Here is a 15,617-nt window from a genome sequence, read left to right on the forward strand (position 1 = left end):
CTCAGGGCTCGATCGACAGCGGCTCGTCGTTGCGCAGCGCCTCGAACATGGCCTCCGCCTTGACCGTGTCCCAGAGGACGGCGCTGCCGGCGGGGGTGCTGTAGTTGGCGTTCTCGATCGGGACGGTGACCGACTGCCCGTTGCCGCCGGAGACCTTGCGCATCGCCAGGGCCATCTGGATCGTCTCCCACATCGAGGTGTCCTCGCCGATGGCGAGCGCGGAACCGGTGGCGGTCCCCACGTCGTGCAGCCGCCACGGCACCAGGATGGTCTGCGGGGTGGCCATCTTGGACACCAGCGCGGAGAGGAACTCGCGCTGCCGCTCGACCCGGCCCAGGTCGCCGCGCGGGTCGGAGTAGCGCATCCGGACGTAGTTCAGCGCCTCGGCGCCGGCCAGGTCCTGGCACCCCGCGGGAAGGTCCAGCTTGGTCTTCTCGTCCACCACCGGCTCGTCGAGGCACATGTGGACGCCCCCAGCCACCTTGACCACCTCGACGAAGCCGCCGAAGCCGATCTCGAGGTAGCCGTCGATCCGCAGGCCGGTGCTCTGCTCGATGGTGTCCACCAGCAGCGGCGGTCCACCGATGGAGTAGGCGGCGTTGATCTTGTTCTCGCCCTGCCCGGGGATCTCGACGTAGCTGTCGCGGGGCAGCGACAGGAGCGTCGGCTCGCCGCTATCGGGCAGGTGCAGCACCATGATCGTGTCGGCGCGGGCACCCTCCGTGCTGTGCCCGGCCACGAGCTCGTTGCGCTCCGCGCGGGTCAGGTTGTCCCGGCTGTCGGTGCCGACCAGCACGAAGTTCGACCCGCTGCCGGCGGCGGGACGGTCGGCGGAGGTCGGGGTCGCGGGCACCCGGTCGATCGAGTTCCAGGTGGCCGTGACGGCCCAGATCATCGCGCCGACATAGGCGAGCACGAGGACCAGCAGGACCACCATGAAGCGGCGCAGCCCGTAGCGGGGGCGCTTGCGACGCCGCCGCGGCCCGCCCGGGGGTGGTCCACCCGGGGGGCGCCCGCCGGGCGCCGGGGGTGGCCCGCCCTGCCCCCGGTAGACCTCGCGGTCCTCGGGCTGGTCGTACGCCTCGTCGTAGGAGTCGGCATACCCGTCGTCGGCATACCCACCGTCCGCGTACCGGTCATCTGCGTACCGGCCGTCTGCGTATTGGCCGTCGTACCGTCCGGCGTAGGCGGCGTCCTGGTACCCGCCGCGGTCGTATGACTCCTGGCCTTCCAGCTCGCGGTAGTCGATCTGCTGGGTCTCGTCCGCGGTCCCGTCCCCGGACAGGTAGCCGGGCAGGTCGGGGTCCACGGGGTCCGGCCGCCGGTTCCGCGGGGTGCGGGGGAGCGGTCTGGTCCAGTCGTCCTCGGGGTGGTGCGGCACCGGCCCAGAGTAGGCGAGGTCCCTGGGCGGGCCGAACCCGCCACACCGGCAGTACGTGGCGGCGGGCCCGGGCGGATACCCTTCCAGCGTGACCTCAGCGCATCCGCCCGTCTCGGTGATCATGCCCATCCTCAACGAGGAGCGGCACCTGCGGCACGCCGTGCGTTCCGTGCTGGCACAGGCGTATCCGGGGGTATTGGAGGTCGTGCTGGCGATCGGTCCCAGCACGGACCGGACGATGGAGGTGGCCCGGGAGCTGGCCGCCGCGGATGCCCGGATCACCATCGTGGAGAACGCCTCGGGGCGCACACCCGATGCGTTGAACCGGGCGCTGGAGGCGGCGGCCCACGAGATCATCGTGCGGATGGACGGTCACGGGGAGCTGTCCGAGGGCTACATCACCCGGGCGGTGGAGGTGCTGCTCGAGACCGGCGCCGCCAACGTGGGCGGCATCATGCTAGCCGAGGGGCAGAGCGACTTCGAGAAGGCCGTCGCGGGGGCGATGCGCTCGCCGCTGGGCATCGGCGGCGCGCGGTTCCACGTGGGTGGCACGGCCGGGCCGACCAAGTCGGTCTACCTCGGGGTGTTCCAGCGGGAGTGGCTGCGCCGGGTCGGCGGCTACGACACGACCTACGCGAGGGCCCAGGACTGGGAGATGAACTACCGGATCCGGCAGGAGGGCGGCACGGTGTGGTTCACCCCCGACCTGACCGTCACCTACCGTCCGCGGCCCGACCTCGGGGCGCTGGCGCGGCAGTTCTACCGCACTGGTCAGTGGCGCCGCCGGCTCGCCCGGCAGCACCCGAAGTCGCTGAACTACCGCTACCTGGCCCCGCCGGTGGCGGTCGCCGGTCTGGCCCTGACCACGGTGGGCGGCCTGGCGTGGCGGCCGTTGTGGCTGGCGCCCGCTGCCTATGCGGCGGCGGTGACCGTCGGCGGACTGGCGATCGGCGCCAAGGAGGGACCGGCCGTCGCCGTCCGGGTGCCCCCGGTGCTGGCCGTGATGCACCTGGCCTGGGGGGCCGGGTTCCTGCGCGGCACCGGGGACTGAACGGCGGGACCGACCGGCCGGCGGACGAGAGTGTGCTCAGGCGTCCTGGAGCGCGACGGTCAGCTCGGGACCGGTCTTCTCCACGACCTCCTCGACCGTGACACCGGGCGCCAGCTCGCGCAGCACCAGGCCGTCGTCGGTGACGTCGATGACCGCCAGGTCGGTGATGATCCGCTGGACCACCTGCAGCCCGGTGATCGGCAGCGAGCACTCCTGGACGATCTTGTGGGAGCCGTCCTTGGCCACGTGCTCCATCAGCACGATGACCTTCTTGGCGCCGTGGACCAGGTCCATCGCGCCGCCCATCCCCTTGATCATCTTGCCGGGGATGGTCCAGTTGGCGATGTCGCCGGCCACGGAGACCTGCATCGCGCCCAGGATCGCCGCGTCGACCTTGCCGCCCCGGATCATCCCGAAGCTCGTGGCGGAGTCGAAGAACGAGGCGCCGGGGCGGACCGTGACGGTCTCCTTGCCGGCGTTGATCAGGTCGGCCTCCTCGGTGCCCTCGACCGGGTAGGCGCCGACGCCCAGGATGCCGTTCTCGGACTGCAGGACCAGCTCCACGTCGTCCGGGACGTAGTTGGGCACCAGGGTCGGCAGGCCGATGCCGAGGTTCACGTAGTCGCCGTCGGACAGTTCCTCGGCGGCGCGGGCCGCCATCTCCTCGCGGGACAGAGCCATCTCAGGCCTCCTCGGTGGTCGGGGCGGGACGCGTGGTCCGCCGTTCGATGCGCTTGGCGCTGACCTGCTCGGGGGTCAACGGCAGCACCCGCTGGACGTAGATGCCGGGCAGGTGGACGCGGTCGGGGTCGATCTCGCCGGGCTCCACCAGCTCCTCCACCTCGGCGACCGTGATCCGGCCGGACATGGCGCACAGCGGGTTGAAGTTGCGGGCGGACTTGTTGAAGACCAGGTTGCCGTGGCGGTCGCCGACCGCGGCCCGGACCAGCCCGAAGTCGGAGACGATCGAGTGCTCCAGCACGTACTCGCGGGTCTGCCCGTTGAACTCGAACTCCTGGGTGTGCTTCGGCGGGGAGGCGATGTCCACGCCGCCCTCGGCGTTGTACCTCCAGGGCATCCCGCCCTCGCTGATCTGGCTGCCGACGCCGGTGGCGGTGTAGAACGCCGGGATCCCCGACCCCCCGGCCCGCAGCTTCTCGGCGAGGGTGCCCTGCGGGGTGAGTTCGACCTCGAGCTCACCGGCGAGGTACTGCCGGGCGAACTCCTTGTTCTCCCCGACGTAGGAGGCGATGATCCGGCGCAGCCGACCGGCATTCAGCAGGATGCCCAGGCCCCAGTCGTCGACACCGCAGTTGTTGCTGACGACCTCCAGGTCCTTGGTGCCGCGGGCGAGTACCTCGGCGATGAGCACCGACGGGACCCCGGAGAGCCCGAAGCCGCCCACGGCCAGCGTCATCCCGTCGCTGATGCCCTCCACTGCCTCGGAGGCTGATGCAACCACTTTGTCCATGCCCGCACACTAGCGGGGGCCGATCACCCGTCGGCAGTCAGGTCCACGCCCTCGCTGCGCATCCGGTCGTCCCCCGCATTGGGCTCCGAGCCACGGACCACGACGACGGACCCACCGGCCGCGAACGCGTGCAGCACGTGGTGCAGGAATGCCTGGGGCGAGGCGGCGGTCACCAGCACCCGGCAGCCGGGGGCCCAGGTGGTTGCCGGCACCACGGACTCGTATGCCGTCCGCTGGCCGTCGTGGATGAGCGCGGCCTCGTCGGGCTCGGGCTCGTCCCACGCGGTGAAGCTGTCGCCGTAGCTGGGCAGCTCCTTGGCCTCGTCCATCACCCCGGAGCGCAGGTCGCCGGCGAACTCGCGGGCCAGCGCTGGCAGGGACACCGCGATGACCTCGTCGGCGTCCTCCGCGGTCGGGGAGTCGGGCTCGGCCGTCACGAGCACGTCGGCCCCCTCGTGCCGGTCCAGCGTCAGCGTGGCACCGACCGACCAGACCGCCAGCGACCAGTAGATCCAGCGCCAGTGCGGCACCGGCAGGTCGAGCAGGACGACCGACCCCGGCTCGACGTCCAGGCCCTCCTGCAGCGCGTTGGCGGCCTTGGCGACCCAGGTGTCCAGCACCTTGCGGGACAGTTCGATGCGTTCCCCCTGGGTGGGTCCGGGGGTGTCGTCGTAGAAGGTGATGGCAGGCCGGGTCGGGTCCTCCGACAGGAGGTCCGCGAGGACCTGGGCGGGCGTGTGCACGACCATGACGCTAACGCAGGTCGGTCACCGGGGCGTGTCAGGCTGTGGACATGTCGTCCGATCAGCCCACCGTGATGCGACGGTCCCGGTGGGTTCCCGGACGTCCGGTGGACCTGACCGCCACCTGGGGCACGCTGCGCCGCGGGGGCGGTGACCCGACCTGGCAACAGCACGGCGACACCGTGTGGCGCGGGGTGCGGACCGCCCTCGGCCCGGTCACCCTGCAGGTCCGCACCGACCGTTCGGCCGGTGCCGTCGAGGGACGGGCGTGGGGGACGCCGGAGGCGACCGGACACGTCCTCGGGGCGCTGCCCGAGATGCTGGGGTCCACGGACGACCCCACGGGGTTCCGGCCGCACCACCCGGTGGTCGCGCAGGCCTGGGCGCAGCGGCAGGGGTGGCGCGTGCCGCGCACCGGGATGGTGCTGGAGGCGCTGGTCCCGGCCGTGATCGAGCAGAAGGTCACCGGGCAGGAGGCGTTCGCCGGGCAGCGTCACCTCGTGCGCCGGTTCGGCGAGCCGGCGCCGGGGCCGGGCCGGGCGATGGGGTTGTGGGTGGCGCCGACCGTGGCGACCCTGCGCAGGATCCCCTCCTGGGAGTGGGCCCGCCTGGGGGTCACGCCGCAGCGGGCGGACACGCTGATGCGGGTGCTCGCGGTCGCGGACCGGCTCGAGGAGGCGGTGCACCTGCCCCCGGCGGCCGCGCAGGAACGCCTCACCGGGGTGACCGGGGTCGGGGTGTGGACGGCGGCCGAGACGGCGCAGCGGGCGCTGGGCGATGCCGACGCGGTCAGCTTCGGGGACTACCACGTGGCGGCCAACATCGGCTGGGCGCTGACCGGCAGCCCGGTCGACGACGAGGAGCTCGCCGAACTGCTGGCGCCCTATGCCGGCCACCGCTACCGGGTGCAGCGGCTGCTCGAGCTGGCCGGGCACCGGCGTCCCCGACGGGGGCCGCGGATGCCGCCGCGGGCACACCTGCCGGTGCGCTAGCCGCCCCGCACCTCCACCCGAACCTGCGGCGGCGCCAGCCGTTCGGCGCGCAGCGCCACCTCGAGCCGGGCGGCGAGCCGCCCCACGGGCACGGGGTCCGGGCCGGAGACCCGCAGCGTCAGGTGGCCGGTGTCGTCCGGGGACTCCTCGACGGTGCTGCCCTCCGGCTCGCCGAACCGGGCCAGGCGCACCGCCCGGTCCAGCCGGGTGCGGGCGTCCTCGGGGAGCACGGAGGGCAGCCCGATCTGCGCGGCCGCCGCCGTCCCGGGCTCGACGCCCAGTGCCGCGCGGACCGCCTCCTGCACGCCGTGGGCGAACCAGTCGTCCGGTCCCGTGCGGACCAGGTACGAGGCGCCCGGGGCACCCGGGTCGGTGACCGTGCCGTCGGGGAGCCCCCGGACCAGCGCCACCGGGATGCCGCCGACCTTGCCCTTGACCAGGTCGGCCGCCGCGGCGACCTCGTCGGCCACCGCGCGGGAGGTGACGGTCAGGTCCCGGCCGTCGGCGTCCTGTCCTCCGCGGAGGTCGTCCAGGACCGCGACCCCGCAGGACCCCAGCGCGAAATCGGTCTGTCCGAGCCGCCAGGGCCGGCCGGCGGTGTCGCTCAGCACAATCCCGATCATGGGGACGGGGGAGGGTGCGTAGGCGGCCAGCAACTCGGCATACAACGACCGCGCGGCGAGGTCGGGGTCGTGCGGCAGCGTCAGGTAGCCACCCTCGTCCCCGACGTTGGAGGCGTCGATCCCGGCGGCGACCATGACGGGTCCGGCCTTGGCGTGGACCACCCGCGTCACGCCGTTCGGGGTCTCGCGCTCGGTCACGATCCGGTGGCTGTGCCGGAGCACCAGGGCCTGCTTGTCGTCGGTCGACTCCCGCATCCCCAGGGCCTTGGAGACGATCTTGCTGGAGACCACCAGCACGTCACCGTCGGCCAGGCGCAGGTCGAGCGCCCGGAGGGCGTCCCGGATCACCGTGCCGAGGTCGGTGCCCCTGCGGATCTCGCCGATCCCGGTGACCGGGACCAGTTCCACCGCCCCCGCCCGGCCGCTCACGCCGCACCGCCGGCGCGCAGGCCGAGGGCCAGGTCGAGGGCCGCCGCGGCGATCTCGGCGGCCGTCTCGACGTCCCGCATCCGCAGGTCCCGGTGGTGCACCACGGCCCGCGCCGGGTAGCGGGCACCGGCCTGGTCCCGGTCGACGGTGTCGACGAGCCACCCGTCGAGGAAGTCCGCGTAGAGACCGGCGACGCCCGCCGCGCTCACCGGGACCCCGAGGGGCGCCAGGCAGGCGTCCGCGTGGCCGCGCACGGGGGCCCCGCCGATGATGGGGCTGACCCCCACCACGGGCGCCCGGGAGCCGCGGAGGGCGTCCCGGAGCCCCGGGATGCCCAGCACGATGCCGATGGAGACGACCGGGTTGCTCGGCGGCAGCAGGATCACGTCGGCCGAGCGCAGCGCCTCCAGGACGCCCGGTGCCGGCGTCGCCGCGGAGAGGCCGGCCACGGTGAACCGCTTGGCGGGAACGGCGGCCTGCTGCTGCACCCACCACTGCTGGAAGTGCACCGCGCGCTCGCCGGGGGAGCCGTCGTCGGCCGGGTGGTCCGGGTCCTCGAGGACCACGTGGGTCTCGATCGGGGTGTCGGTGGCGGGCAGCAGGCGGACCCCCTGGTCGGGGAGCCCCCAGCGGGCGGCCAGCCGCGCGGTGACCTCGCTCAGCGACCGGCCCTGTCCCAACCACTGGCTCCGGGCGATGTGGGTGGCGAAGTCCCGGTCGCCGAGCCCGAACCACCCGGGTTGGGCGCCGAGCGCGGTGAGTTCGGTCATCACCTCGTGGGTGTCGCCGTCGCGCCCCCAGCCCTGGTCATCGTCCACCCCGCCGCCGAGGGTGTAGAGCACCGAGTCGAGGTCCGGGCAGACCCGCAGGCCGAACAGCGTGATGTCGTCGCCGGTGTTGCCGATGACGGTGAGGCGCGGCTCGGCGTCCGTGGCCGGTCCCTCGCGACGGTCCAGGTGGTGCACGAGGCCGCGCAGGAAGCGGGCGCCGCCGACGCCACCGGAGATTGCGGTGATCTGCATGGCCCCATTGTGGGAGGTCAGGGCGCTTTACCAGAGCCGGGGTTGACGTAATGGCATGACACGCGTGTAATTCTCTCAATGTTGTTTGTGCCGGAGGGTCGAGGAGGAGCCGTGCACGAGCTGGACCTGCTGACATTCCTGAACACGACCGAAGAGGACGAGGAGGCCTCGTGGCAGGAGCGCGCACTGTGCGCGCAGACTGACCCGGAGGCGTTCTTCCCCGAGAAGGGTGGATCCACCCGCGAGGCCAAGAAGGTCTGCGTCGGGTGCGAGGTGCGCGCCGAGTGCCTGGAGTATGCCCTCGCCCACGATGAGCGGTTCGGCATCTGGGGCGGGCTCTCCGAGCGAGAGCGGCGCAAGCTGAAGAAGCGCGCCGTCTAGGCGCCCCGACACCCAGTGTCTGCCACGCCCGGGTCACCACGAGGTCTGGCGCGTGATCGTCGTCGCGCGCCGGTGCACGACGTCACCGTCGTGCTGCTGACCCATCCGGGGGGTCCGGTCGTCTCCCACGTGCTCGACGCGCTCGCGTCCCAGACCCGGCGCCCGGAGCGCGTCGTCATCACCGGTCTGGAACGCGACGACCCCGAGGTCGCCCAGGCCCGCGACCACCCCCTCGTCCGCGACGGAGCGCGCCTCCTGGTCCGCGACCCCCTCGACGGTCCGGACGAACCTCCGTTGCAGGCGGTCCTGGCCGATGCCACCGCCGACCTGGATGCCGGGGAGGGCCGGTGGTGGTGGCTGTTGCACGACGACTCGCTCCCGGACCCCGAGGCGCTCGCCGAGTTGATCGATGCGACCACCCGGTCGACCGGTGTCGGCATCGTCGGCCCCAAACTGGTCCAGGCCCAGAACCCCCGCCACCTCGTCGCGGTCGGCCAGGCGGTCACCCGCAACGGCCGCCCCGGTGACTCGGTCGCCGGACAGCTCGACCAGGGACAGTTCGACCAGCGCAGCGACGTGCTGGGCGTCCCGGTGGCCGGCATGCTCGTCCGCGCCGACCTGTTCGGCGAACTCGGGGGACTGGACCCGGCCTTCGGCGACGGGGTGGAGGGGCTCGACCTGTCCTGGCGCAGCCACCTGGCGGGTCACCGGGTGCTCGTGGCGCCCGGCGCCGTGGTCCGCCAGGGCGGCGCGGGCCTGGGGGTGGTCAACCCGACCCGGACGCGCACCCGCACCCGACAGATGGCGCTCGCGCGCGGCTCTTGGTGGAGCATGCCCTTCCGGGCGGTCGGCGTCGTGCTCTCCTCCCTGCTGGCCGCGCTGGGGCTGTTGCTGGTCAAGCGCCCGTCCGCCTCGGCCGGAGAGCTGGCCGACGTCCGGGGCGCCCTGACCCCCTGGCGCGGACTGGGTGCCCGCTGGCGCTTCCGGGGTCGCACGTCGGTGCGCCGCCGGGACCTGGCCACGCTGTTCCCCACCTCGGCCAGCGCCTGGCGCGGCACCTCCGACCTGGTGCAGGACGCCCTCACCCCCCGCGCCGCCGGTGCCCGCCGGGCCGGGGGCGACGGGGAGAGCGGACCGGTCGACGAGGACGCCCAGTCGCTGGCGGCGGCCCGGTTCGGGTACCGGGTCTGGAGCTGGCCGCTGGTGCTGGTGACCCTGCTGGGGGTCGTCCTGGGCCTCACCTGGTGGCGGGGTGTGCTCTCCGGCCTGAGCCTCTCCCGGTCCGGGGTCGCGGCCGGCGACCTGTGGCCGGTGGCCAGCGACGGCGGCGACCTGTGGGAGTCCTGGTGGTTCACCTGGCGCGGCCCGGGCCTGGGCTCCGCGGTCCCGCACGAGCCGTGGCTGCTCCCCATGGCGGGGATGACCCGGCTCGTGGAGTGGCTGCCCTGGGTCGACGGCGACGGCTCCCCGGCCGCGGTGACCGCGACCTGGCTGCTCTTCGCCGCGCTCCCGCTGTCCGTGGTGACGGCCTACCTGGCCACCCGCTCGGTGTTGCGCAGCCGCTGGCAGCGCGCGGTGGCGGGCCTGCTGTGGGCGGGACTGCCGCCGCTGGCCGCCGGGGTGGAGGAGGGCCGGGTCGGCCCGGTCCTGGCGCACGTCCTGCTGCCGCTCGTCGTCGCCGGCTTCCTGGCAGCGGCACGGCGCGGCGAGGGCACCAGGCGCACCGCCGCCACCTTCGGCACCGCCCTGCTGCTCGGCCTCCTCGGCATGTTCGTGCCGGGCCTGCTCGTCCTCGCCACGGTCGCCGGACTGTTCCTGTTCGTGCTGGGTCCGGGGTGGAGCCGGGCGCGCGGGCTGGTGCTCGCCGCCCTGCCGTGGCTGCTGCTCGGCCCCTGGCTGCAGACGGTGTGGAGCGACCCACGGCTGGTCCTGGGCGGCGCCGGGGCCACCACGACCCACCCCGCCAGCGAGCCCTGGCAGACCCTCCTGCTGCATCCCGGGGGAGCCCAGTCGCCGACCCTCTGGTGGACCATCCCGCTGCTCGTGCTGGCCGCGGTGGGGATCTTCCGTCGGGGGGAGCGCGGTCGGCGCGCGGGGGTGCTGCTGGTCGGCGGGGTCCTCTCCCTGGCGGCCGCCCTGGCCGTGCCGCTGCTGGAGCTGGGGACGCTGCCCGAGGGGCACGGCGCAGCCGGGGCCGCCGTCACCGCCTGGCCGGGCACCTACCTCAGCGCGGTCGGTGCCTGCGCCCTGCTCGCCGCGGGCCTCTCGGTGGACCGGGTCAGCCGGATGTCCCGGGCGGGGCGCCCGACCGTGGCGGTCCTCGCCGGCGTCGCCGTGGTCGCCGGGCTGGGCCTGCTCGGCTCGACCGTATGGAGCGGGACCGGCCCCTCGTTGACGGTTGCCTCGCCGCCGCACCCCGCGGTCGTGGCGGAACAGGCCAGCGGCCGCGACGCGCTGCGCATCTTGGAACTCACCCCCGAGGGCCCTTCCGTCACCTACCGGCTCGAGGGGCGCGAGCCCGGGCTGTGGCTCCGCGACCGGGCCCGTGAGGTCAGCGGGCTCACCGTGCCTGCGGCCGGCCCCGGCGAGGAGCACTTGGCCGCCACGGTCAACGCCCTCGTCGGCCAGCCGTCGACCGCATCCACGGACGGCGCGGACGGGGAGGGTGCCGGCACGCTGGCGGACCTGCACGACCTCGGCGTCGGGTTCGTGGGGCTGCGGGCCGACGCCGACCACGCCCTGGTGGAGGTCCTGGACGGCACGCCCGGACTGACCCGGCTGGGTGGCTCCGAGGACCTCGTGCTGTGGCGGGTCGCCGCCATCGGCGAGGGTGAGGACCTCGTCTCCCCGGCCCGTATCTGGGTCCGCGACACGGACGGCGACGCCCTCACCACGGTGCCGGTGAGCGGCGGCCACGCCCGCACCGACGGCGCGGAGCCGGGCACCGCCGTGCCGGCCGGGACCTCCCTGGTGGTGTCCGAGGGTGCCGACTGGCCCGACCACGTCACCGTGACGGCGGACGGTGCCGAACTGGTGGCCGACCCCACGGCCTGGCCCCCCGCCTACGCGCTGCCGCAGGGCGCCGGGGAGATCACGGTGGCGCCGGTCGCCGAGGACTCCACCTGGCACCTGGTCACCCTGGCGATCGCCGTGCTCGCCGCCTTCCTGGCGCTACCGCTGGGTTCCCGTAGCAGGAGCATCCGATGATCCGACGCCGCCGGCACGAACCGGACGAGGACCCGATCCGCACCGAGGAACTGGTGCGTCCCGAACCCGAACCCTGGGAGGGGAACGACGACGGGGACGACGGGATCCAGGATGACCTGCCCGACCCCGACGGCGACGCGGCCCCCGGGGCGGCGTCCGGCGAAGGGCGCCCCACGGCGGACGGGGAGGCACCGGCCGTCCGGCGCCGCGGCCGGGGTGCGGCGGTGAAGGTGCTGGCCTTCCTCGGGTTCGGCGCGGTGGTGACCGGCCTGGTGCTGGGTGCCGGCCGGATCCCCGGTGGGCTGGACCTGTCCGACTACCTGGGACCGGACGTCCCGGAGCCGGTGTCGGTGACCGTCACGGATCCCCGCGTCACCGAGACGGTGCTCAGCTGCCCCGGGCCCGAGCAGGTCGGTCTGGACGACCCCACGGTGCAGGAGCAGCGGATGGTCGTGCGGGTGCTGGCCGGGGTGGCGCCACCGGCAGCGCTGCCCGAGGAACTCGACGCCGGCACCGACGGGCAGCTCACCCTCGACCTGATCCCCGACGGGCCGTCGCAGCGGGAGACCGCGCGGGATGCCGTGCTGCTCCAGGACATCGAGGGCGCCGAGGCCGCCCGGATCACGGCGACCGGGGACCTCGCGGTGGGTGCGACGGGGGCGCAGTGGCACCTGAGCCAGGCCGCCGAACGGCGCGGCCTCACCGCCGCCCCGTGCCTGCCGGCCACGACCGAGTCCTGGCTGCTGGCCGGGGGCGACGAACCGGGCCGGGTGGAACGGATCGTGCTGACCAACCCCGGCGCCAACCCGGTGACCGTGCGGGTCCAGGTGTTCGGTGCGGAGGGAGAGCTGCCCGCCCCCGGCGGACAGGGCGTCGTGGTCCCGCCCGACGGTCGCAGGGTGCTGCTGCTCGACGCGCTGGCCTCCGGGGAGTCCACGCCCGCCATCCGGGTGACGTCCACCGGCGGACCGGTGGCCGCGGTGCTGGGCGACCGCTGGCTGGAGGGGACGCTCGACCGGGGGCTGGAGCTCACCGTGCCGGCCGCGGCCCCGGCGGAGGAACTGCTGGTCCCGGCCGTCCCGATGCCCCATGACCTCGCCGCCGGTTCCGCGCAGCTGCGGGTCGTCGTGCCCGGGGAGAACGACGCCATCGTGCAGGTCCGGGCGCTGACGGGGGACGGGCCGACCCGGGTGGAGCACGACGTGACCGTGGTCGACGCTGGCTCGGTGGCCGACATCGACATCTCCGACCTCCCGGAGGGCACCCAGGCCCTGCAGGTGACCAGCGACGAGCCGGTGACCGCCGCGGCCCGGATGGAGCGCCGGTCCGGGGAGGACCTCCCGTCGGAGATGGCCTGGGTCCCGGCGACGGAGCCGGTCACCGAGCTCGCCGGTGCCCCGGTCTTCCACCACGACACGGTCCCGGTGCGCACCCAACTGGTGCTCGCGGCCATCGAACCCGCACGGGTCGAGGTGGTCACCGTCGACGCCGAGGGCGGGACCACGACCGAGGAGGTCTCCGTCCCCGAGGCGAGCAACGTGACCGTGCGGGTGCCGGAGGAGGCGATGAGTGTCTGGGTGCGCCCGGTCTCCGGTGCGCCGCACGCCGCGCTCGTGGCCTTCGACGTGGAGGCCGAGGGCGGCACGATGCTCGCCGGTCTCCCGCTGCAGGACCTGCCGTTGACCCGTGACCTGCTCGACGTGAGGCCCTGGCTGCCCTGACCCCGTCCGACCACCCCTGGGCGCCGGCCCTCCGGAACCTCTGGGTGCCGGTCCCTCAGGACCTCAGAACAGGTCCTCGGGATCCATCCCGAGCATCGAGGCGACCTGCTCGGCGAGCACCTCGTAGATCATCGCGGCCAGTTCTGCAGGGTCCTGCGCCCTGGTCTCCAGCGGGCGGCGGTACAGCACCACCCGGGTCGGCAGCGAGCCCTGCGCCGGGAACAACCGGCCCAGCGCCACCCGCGTCTCCCAGGGTGAGGGGTCCGAGGGCGGCACGTCCTCGACGGCGACCTCGAGGCCGTCGAGCTGCCGCTCCAGCCGACGCTCGAGGGAGGCCACGGCGTCCAGCACCATCTCGTCGAACACCCGGGCGCGCGAGGTCATCAACGGCACCCGCGGCCAGGCCAACGGCCCCCGCATCCCGTGTCCGTGCCGGTCCCGGCGACGTATCCCGCTCACGGGCACGACCCTACGCCGGGTGACCGGGCGGTCCGGCCCGCTGGGTCCCCCGGCGGCGTGGTTGACCGCCCGCGGCGGCCGGACGACATACAGTGCTCGGGTGACCGTTTCCCGCCACTGCTCGAAGACCGCGTGCGGCAACCGCGCCGTGGCCACGCTCACCTACGTCTACGCCGAGCAGACGGCAGTGCTGGGTCCGTTGGCCACCTACGCGGAGCCGCACTCCTACGACCTGTGCGACCAGCACGCCGCCCGGCTCACCGCCCCCCGCGGGTGGGACGTCGTGCGCCTGGAGCACGGCCAGGACGTGCCCACCGACGACCTGGTGGCCCTGGCCGAGGCGGTCCGCGAGTACCGGTCCGGCGTGGTCGCGGGCAGTGTCCGCCCCGCTGAGGACCAGGACGGGGACGTTGCCACCGGGACGGGGCGGCGCGGTCACCTGCGCGTCCTGCGCGACACCTAGGACCCGCGGGTGAGCACCGTCCGGTTGACCGATTTCATCAAGGCCTATGACGTGCGGGGCCTGGTCCCCGAGCAACTCGACGCGTCCGTCTGCCGGGCGCTGGGTTCCTCCTTCGCCCAGGTCGTCGCCCTCCCCGAGGGGGCGAGCGGGATCGTCGTGGGCTACGACATGCGCCCGTCCTCCCCGGAGCTGTCCCGTGCCTTCGCGGCCGGGGCCGCCGCGGCGGGGGTCGACGTCACCGTCATCGGGCTGTGCTCGACCGACGGTCTCTACTTCGCCAGCGGGCACCTCGGGCTCCCGGGGGCGATGTTCACGGCGAGCCACAACCCGGCGGAGTACAACGGGATCAAGCTGTGCCGGGCCGGGGCGCGGCCGGTGGGACTGGACAGCGGGCTCGCCGAGGTGCGCGACCTGGCGCAGTGGCAGCTGGACCGGGGTCACCTGCACGGCGGCACGGCCGCCGCGACCCCGGGGACGGTCACCGAGACCGACCTCACCACGGCATACGGGGACTTCCTGCACGGGCTGGTCGACCTGCGCGGGGGACGGCCGCTCAAGGTCGTCATCGATGCCGGCAACGGGATGGCCGGCCTCACCGCCCCGGCCGTGCTGCAGCGCGAGGGGCTGCCGCTGGAGGTGGTCCCGCTGTACTTCGAGCTGGACGGCACCTTCCCCAACCACGAGGCCAACCCGCTGGAGCCGGAGAACCTGCGCGACCTGCAGGCGGCCGTGCCGGCGCACGGGGCCGACCTGGGACTTGCCTTCGACGGCGACGCGGACCGGTGCTTCGTCGTGGACGAACGCGGGGAACCGGTGACCCCGAGTGCGATCACCGCGCTGATCGCGTCCCGGGAGGTCGCCCGAGAGGTCGCTGCCGGCCGGTCGCCCGAGGACGTCGCGATCGTCTACAACGTGATCTGCTCGCGGGCCGTCGCCGAGACCGTGGCCGAGCTGGGGGCCACCGGGGTGCGGACCAGGGTGGGGCACTCCTACATCAAGGCGGTCATGGCCGAGCACGAGGCGGTGTTCGGCGGGGAGCACTCGGCGCACTACTACTTCCGCGACTTCTTCTTCGCCGACACCGGGATGCTGGCGGCGCTGCACGTGCTGGCCGCGCTCGGCGGGCAGGACCGGTCGTTGAGCGAGCTGGTCGCCGGCTACGACCCGTACGTCGCGTCCGGGGAGATCAACTCCACCGTCGCCGACGTGGCGGCCGCCACCGAGCGGGTGCTGGCCTGGGGGCGGGAGCAGGGCGCGCGGGTGGACACCCTCGACGGCCTCATCCTGACCGGACCGGGCGAGCCGATGTGGTGGTTGAGCCTGCGCCCGAGCAACACCGAGCCGTTGTTGCGGCTGAATGTCGAGGCGGTGGACACTGAGACCATGACGCGGGTGCGGGACACGGTGCTGGGTATGGTGCGGGCGTGAGCAACGAACTGGAGCCCTGGGTCCGTCAGATCCTGCGCTGCCCCGTGGGCCGGCACGAACTCCTGGACGTCGTCGACGACACCGGTGCCCCGGTGCTGGAGTGCGCGGAGGACTGTGGTGGGCCCGGGCAGCGGAGGCAGTATGCCGTCCGGTCCGGGATTCCCGTCCTGCTGGCCGACGAGGCCGTCCTGGTGACCCGCTGACCGGACCCGTCCCACCGTCCACCTGACCACCACCGCTGGAGAT

15 protein-coding genes are annotated in these 15,617 nt (G+C 74.0%); 8 read left to right on the forward strand and 7 right to left on the reverse strand.

Annotated elements, in window-relative coordinates; all coding sequences use genetic code 11:
- Position 1: 1 nt before the first annotated feature.
- On the reverse strand, positions 2-1,381 hold the full coding sequence (locus FB467_RS18945) for an LCP family protein (protein ID WP_228393501.1): 1,380 nt from the start codon (positions 1,379-1,381) through the stop codon (positions 2-4).
- 88 nt (positions 1,382-1,469) lie between these two features.
- Between FB467_RS18945 and FB467_RS06975 the strand changes: the two genes are divergently transcribed.
- A complete protein-coding gene (locus FB467_RS06975; RefSeq protein ID WP_228393502.1) occupies positions 1,470-2,432 on the forward strand; it encodes a glycosyltransferase family 2 protein in 963 nt (320 codons plus the stop codon).
- A gap of 36 nt (positions 2,433-2,468) precedes the next feature.
- Here the strand turns inward: FB467_RS06975 and FB467_RS06980 are convergent, their stop codons facing one another.
- The 3 genes from FB467_RS06980 to FB467_RS06990 are packed head-to-tail and all read right to left on the reverse strand — an operon-like array spanning position 2,469 to position 4,646.
- Entirely contained in the window at positions 2,469-3,113 is a 645-nt protein-coding gene (locus tag FB467_RS06980; protein ID WP_141784454.1) for a 3-oxoacid CoA-transferase subunit B, read from the reverse strand.
- Between the two features lies 1 nt (position 3,114).
- A complete protein-coding gene (locus FB467_RS06985; RefSeq protein ID WP_141784455.1) occupies positions 3,115-3,903 on the reverse strand; it encodes a CoA transferase subunit A in 789 nt (262 codons plus the stop codon).
- 23 nt (positions 3,904-3,926) lie between these two features.
- Positions 3,927-4,646: a TIGR03089 family protein gene (locus FB467_RS06990; protein ID WP_170230612.1), complete on the reverse strand. Its 720-nt coding sequence runs from the start codon at positions 4,644-4,646 to the stop codon at positions 3,927-3,929.
- Between the two features lie 50 nt (positions 4,647-4,696).
- Between FB467_RS06990 and FB467_RS06995 the strand changes: the two genes are divergently transcribed.
- Positions 4,697-5,638: a DNA-3-methyladenine glycosylase family protein gene (locus FB467_RS06995; RefSeq protein ID WP_228393503.1), complete on the forward strand. Its 942-nt coding sequence runs from the start codon at positions 4,697-4,699 to the stop codon at positions 5,636-5,638.
- On the opposite strand, the gene FB467_RS07000 is transcribed toward FB467_RS06995, so the two are convergent.
- Both FB467_RS07000 and cofD read right to left on the reverse strand, forming a co-directional pair.
- Positions 5,635-6,690, reverse strand: a complete 1,056-nt coding sequence (locus tag FB467_RS07000; RefSeq protein ID WP_141784457.1) for a coenzyme F420-0:L-glutamate ligase — start codon at positions 6,688-6,690, stop codon at positions 5,635-5,637. The two genes, FB467_RS06995 and FB467_RS07000, sit on opposite strands and share 4 nt — an antisense overlap.
- Positions 6,687-7,712: a 2-phospho-L-lactate transferase gene (cofD, locus tag FB467_RS07005; RefSeq protein ID WP_141784458.1), complete on the reverse strand. Its 1,026-nt coding sequence runs from the start codon at positions 7,710-7,712 to the stop codon at positions 6,687-6,689. The genes FB467_RS07000 and cofD overlap by 4 nt, the downstream gene beginning before the upstream one ends.
- Positions 7,713-7,790: 78 nt before the next feature.
- On the opposite strand from cofD, the gene FB467_RS07010 reads away from it, so the two are divergent.
- From FB467_RS07010 to FB467_RS07020, 3 genes are all read left to right on the forward strand, one after another.
- Positions 7,791-8,093, forward strand: coding sequence for a WhiB family transcriptional regulator (locus FB467_RS07010; RefSeq protein ID WP_425325826.1), 303 nt, complete (start codon positions 7,791-7,793; stop codon positions 8,091-8,093).
- Between the two features lie 72 nt (positions 8,094-8,165).
- The gene (locus FB467_RS07015) at positions 8,166-11,300 is read left to right on the forward strand and encodes a glycosyltransferase (protein WP_170230614.1); all 3,135 of its coding nucleotides are present in this window, start codon (positions 8,166-8,168) and stop codon (positions 11,298-11,300) included.
- Positions 11,297-13,021 carry a DUF5719 family protein gene (locus FB467_RS07020; RefSeq protein WP_141784461.1) on the forward strand — a complete coding sequence of 575 codons (1,725 nt, stop codon included), beginning with the start codon at positions 11,297-11,299 and terminating at the stop codon, positions 13,019-13,021. The genes FB467_RS07015 and FB467_RS07020 overlap by 4 nt, the downstream gene beginning before the upstream one ends.
- Positions 13,022-13,084: 63 nt before the next feature.
- Here FB467_RS07020 and FB467_RS07025 read toward each other — a convergent pair whose 3' ends face one another.
- Positions 13,085-13,480 carry a metallopeptidase family protein gene (locus tag FB467_RS07025; protein WP_342354707.1) on the reverse strand — a complete coding sequence of 132 codons (396 nt, stop codon included), beginning with the start codon at positions 13,478-13,480 and terminating at the stop codon, positions 13,085-13,087.
- A 100-nt stretch (positions 13,481-13,580) separates the two neighbouring features.
- Here FB467_RS07025 and FB467_RS07030 point away from each other — a divergent pair, with 100 nt between their 5' ends.
- The 3 genes from FB467_RS07030 to FB467_RS07040 are packed head-to-tail and all read left to right on the forward strand — an operon-like array spanning position 13,581 to position 15,574.
- Entirely contained in the window at positions 13,581-13,943 is a 363-nt protein-coding gene (locus FB467_RS07030; protein ID WP_141784462.1) for a DUF3499 domain-containing protein, read from the forward strand.
- Positions 13,944-13,952: 9 nt separating this feature from the next.
- Entirely contained in the window at positions 13,953-15,371 is a 1,419-nt protein-coding gene (locus FB467_RS07035) for a phosphomannomutase/phosphoglucomutase (protein WP_141784463.1), read from the forward strand.
- Entirely contained in the window at positions 15,368-15,574 is a 207-nt protein-coding gene (locus FB467_RS07040) for a Trm112 family protein (RefSeq protein WP_141784464.1), read from the forward strand. Before FB467_RS07035 ends, FB467_RS07040 begins: the two co-directional genes overlap by 4 nt.
- The last annotated feature ends 43 nt before the right edge of the window (positions 15,575-15,617 follow it).

The sequence above is a fragment of the Ornithinicoccus hortensis genome, from assembly GCF_006716185.1.
Classification (GTDB): domain Bacteria; phylum Actinomycetota; class Actinomycetes; order Actinomycetales; family Dermatophilaceae; genus Ornithinicoccus; species Ornithinicoccus hortensis.

Coding starts and splice junctions, on each gene's coding strand:
- FB467_RS06980 (WP_141784454.1), bottom strand. CDS start 3,113: ATGGCTCTGTCCCGCGAGGAGATGGCGGCCCGCGCCGCCGAGGAACTG.
- FB467_RS06985 (WP_141784455.1), bottom strand. CDS start 3,903: ATGGACAAAGTGGTTGCATCAGCCTCCGAGGCAGTGGAGGGCATCAGC.
- FB467_RS06995 (WP_228393503.1), top strand. CDS start 4,697: ATGTCGTCCGATCAGCCCACCGTGATGCGACGGTCCCGGTGGGTTCCC.
- cofD (WP_141784458.1), bottom strand. CDS start 7,712: ATGCAGATCACCGCAATCTCCGGTGGCGTCGGCGGCGCCCGCTTCCTG.
- FB467_RS07010 (WP_425325826.1), top strand. CDS start 7,791: ATGTTGTTTGTGCCGGAGGGTCGAGGAGGAGCCGTGCACGAGCTGGAC.
- FB467_RS07020 (WP_141784461.1), top strand. CDS start 11,297: ATGATCCGACGCCGCCGGCACGAACCGGACGAGGACCCGATCCGCACC.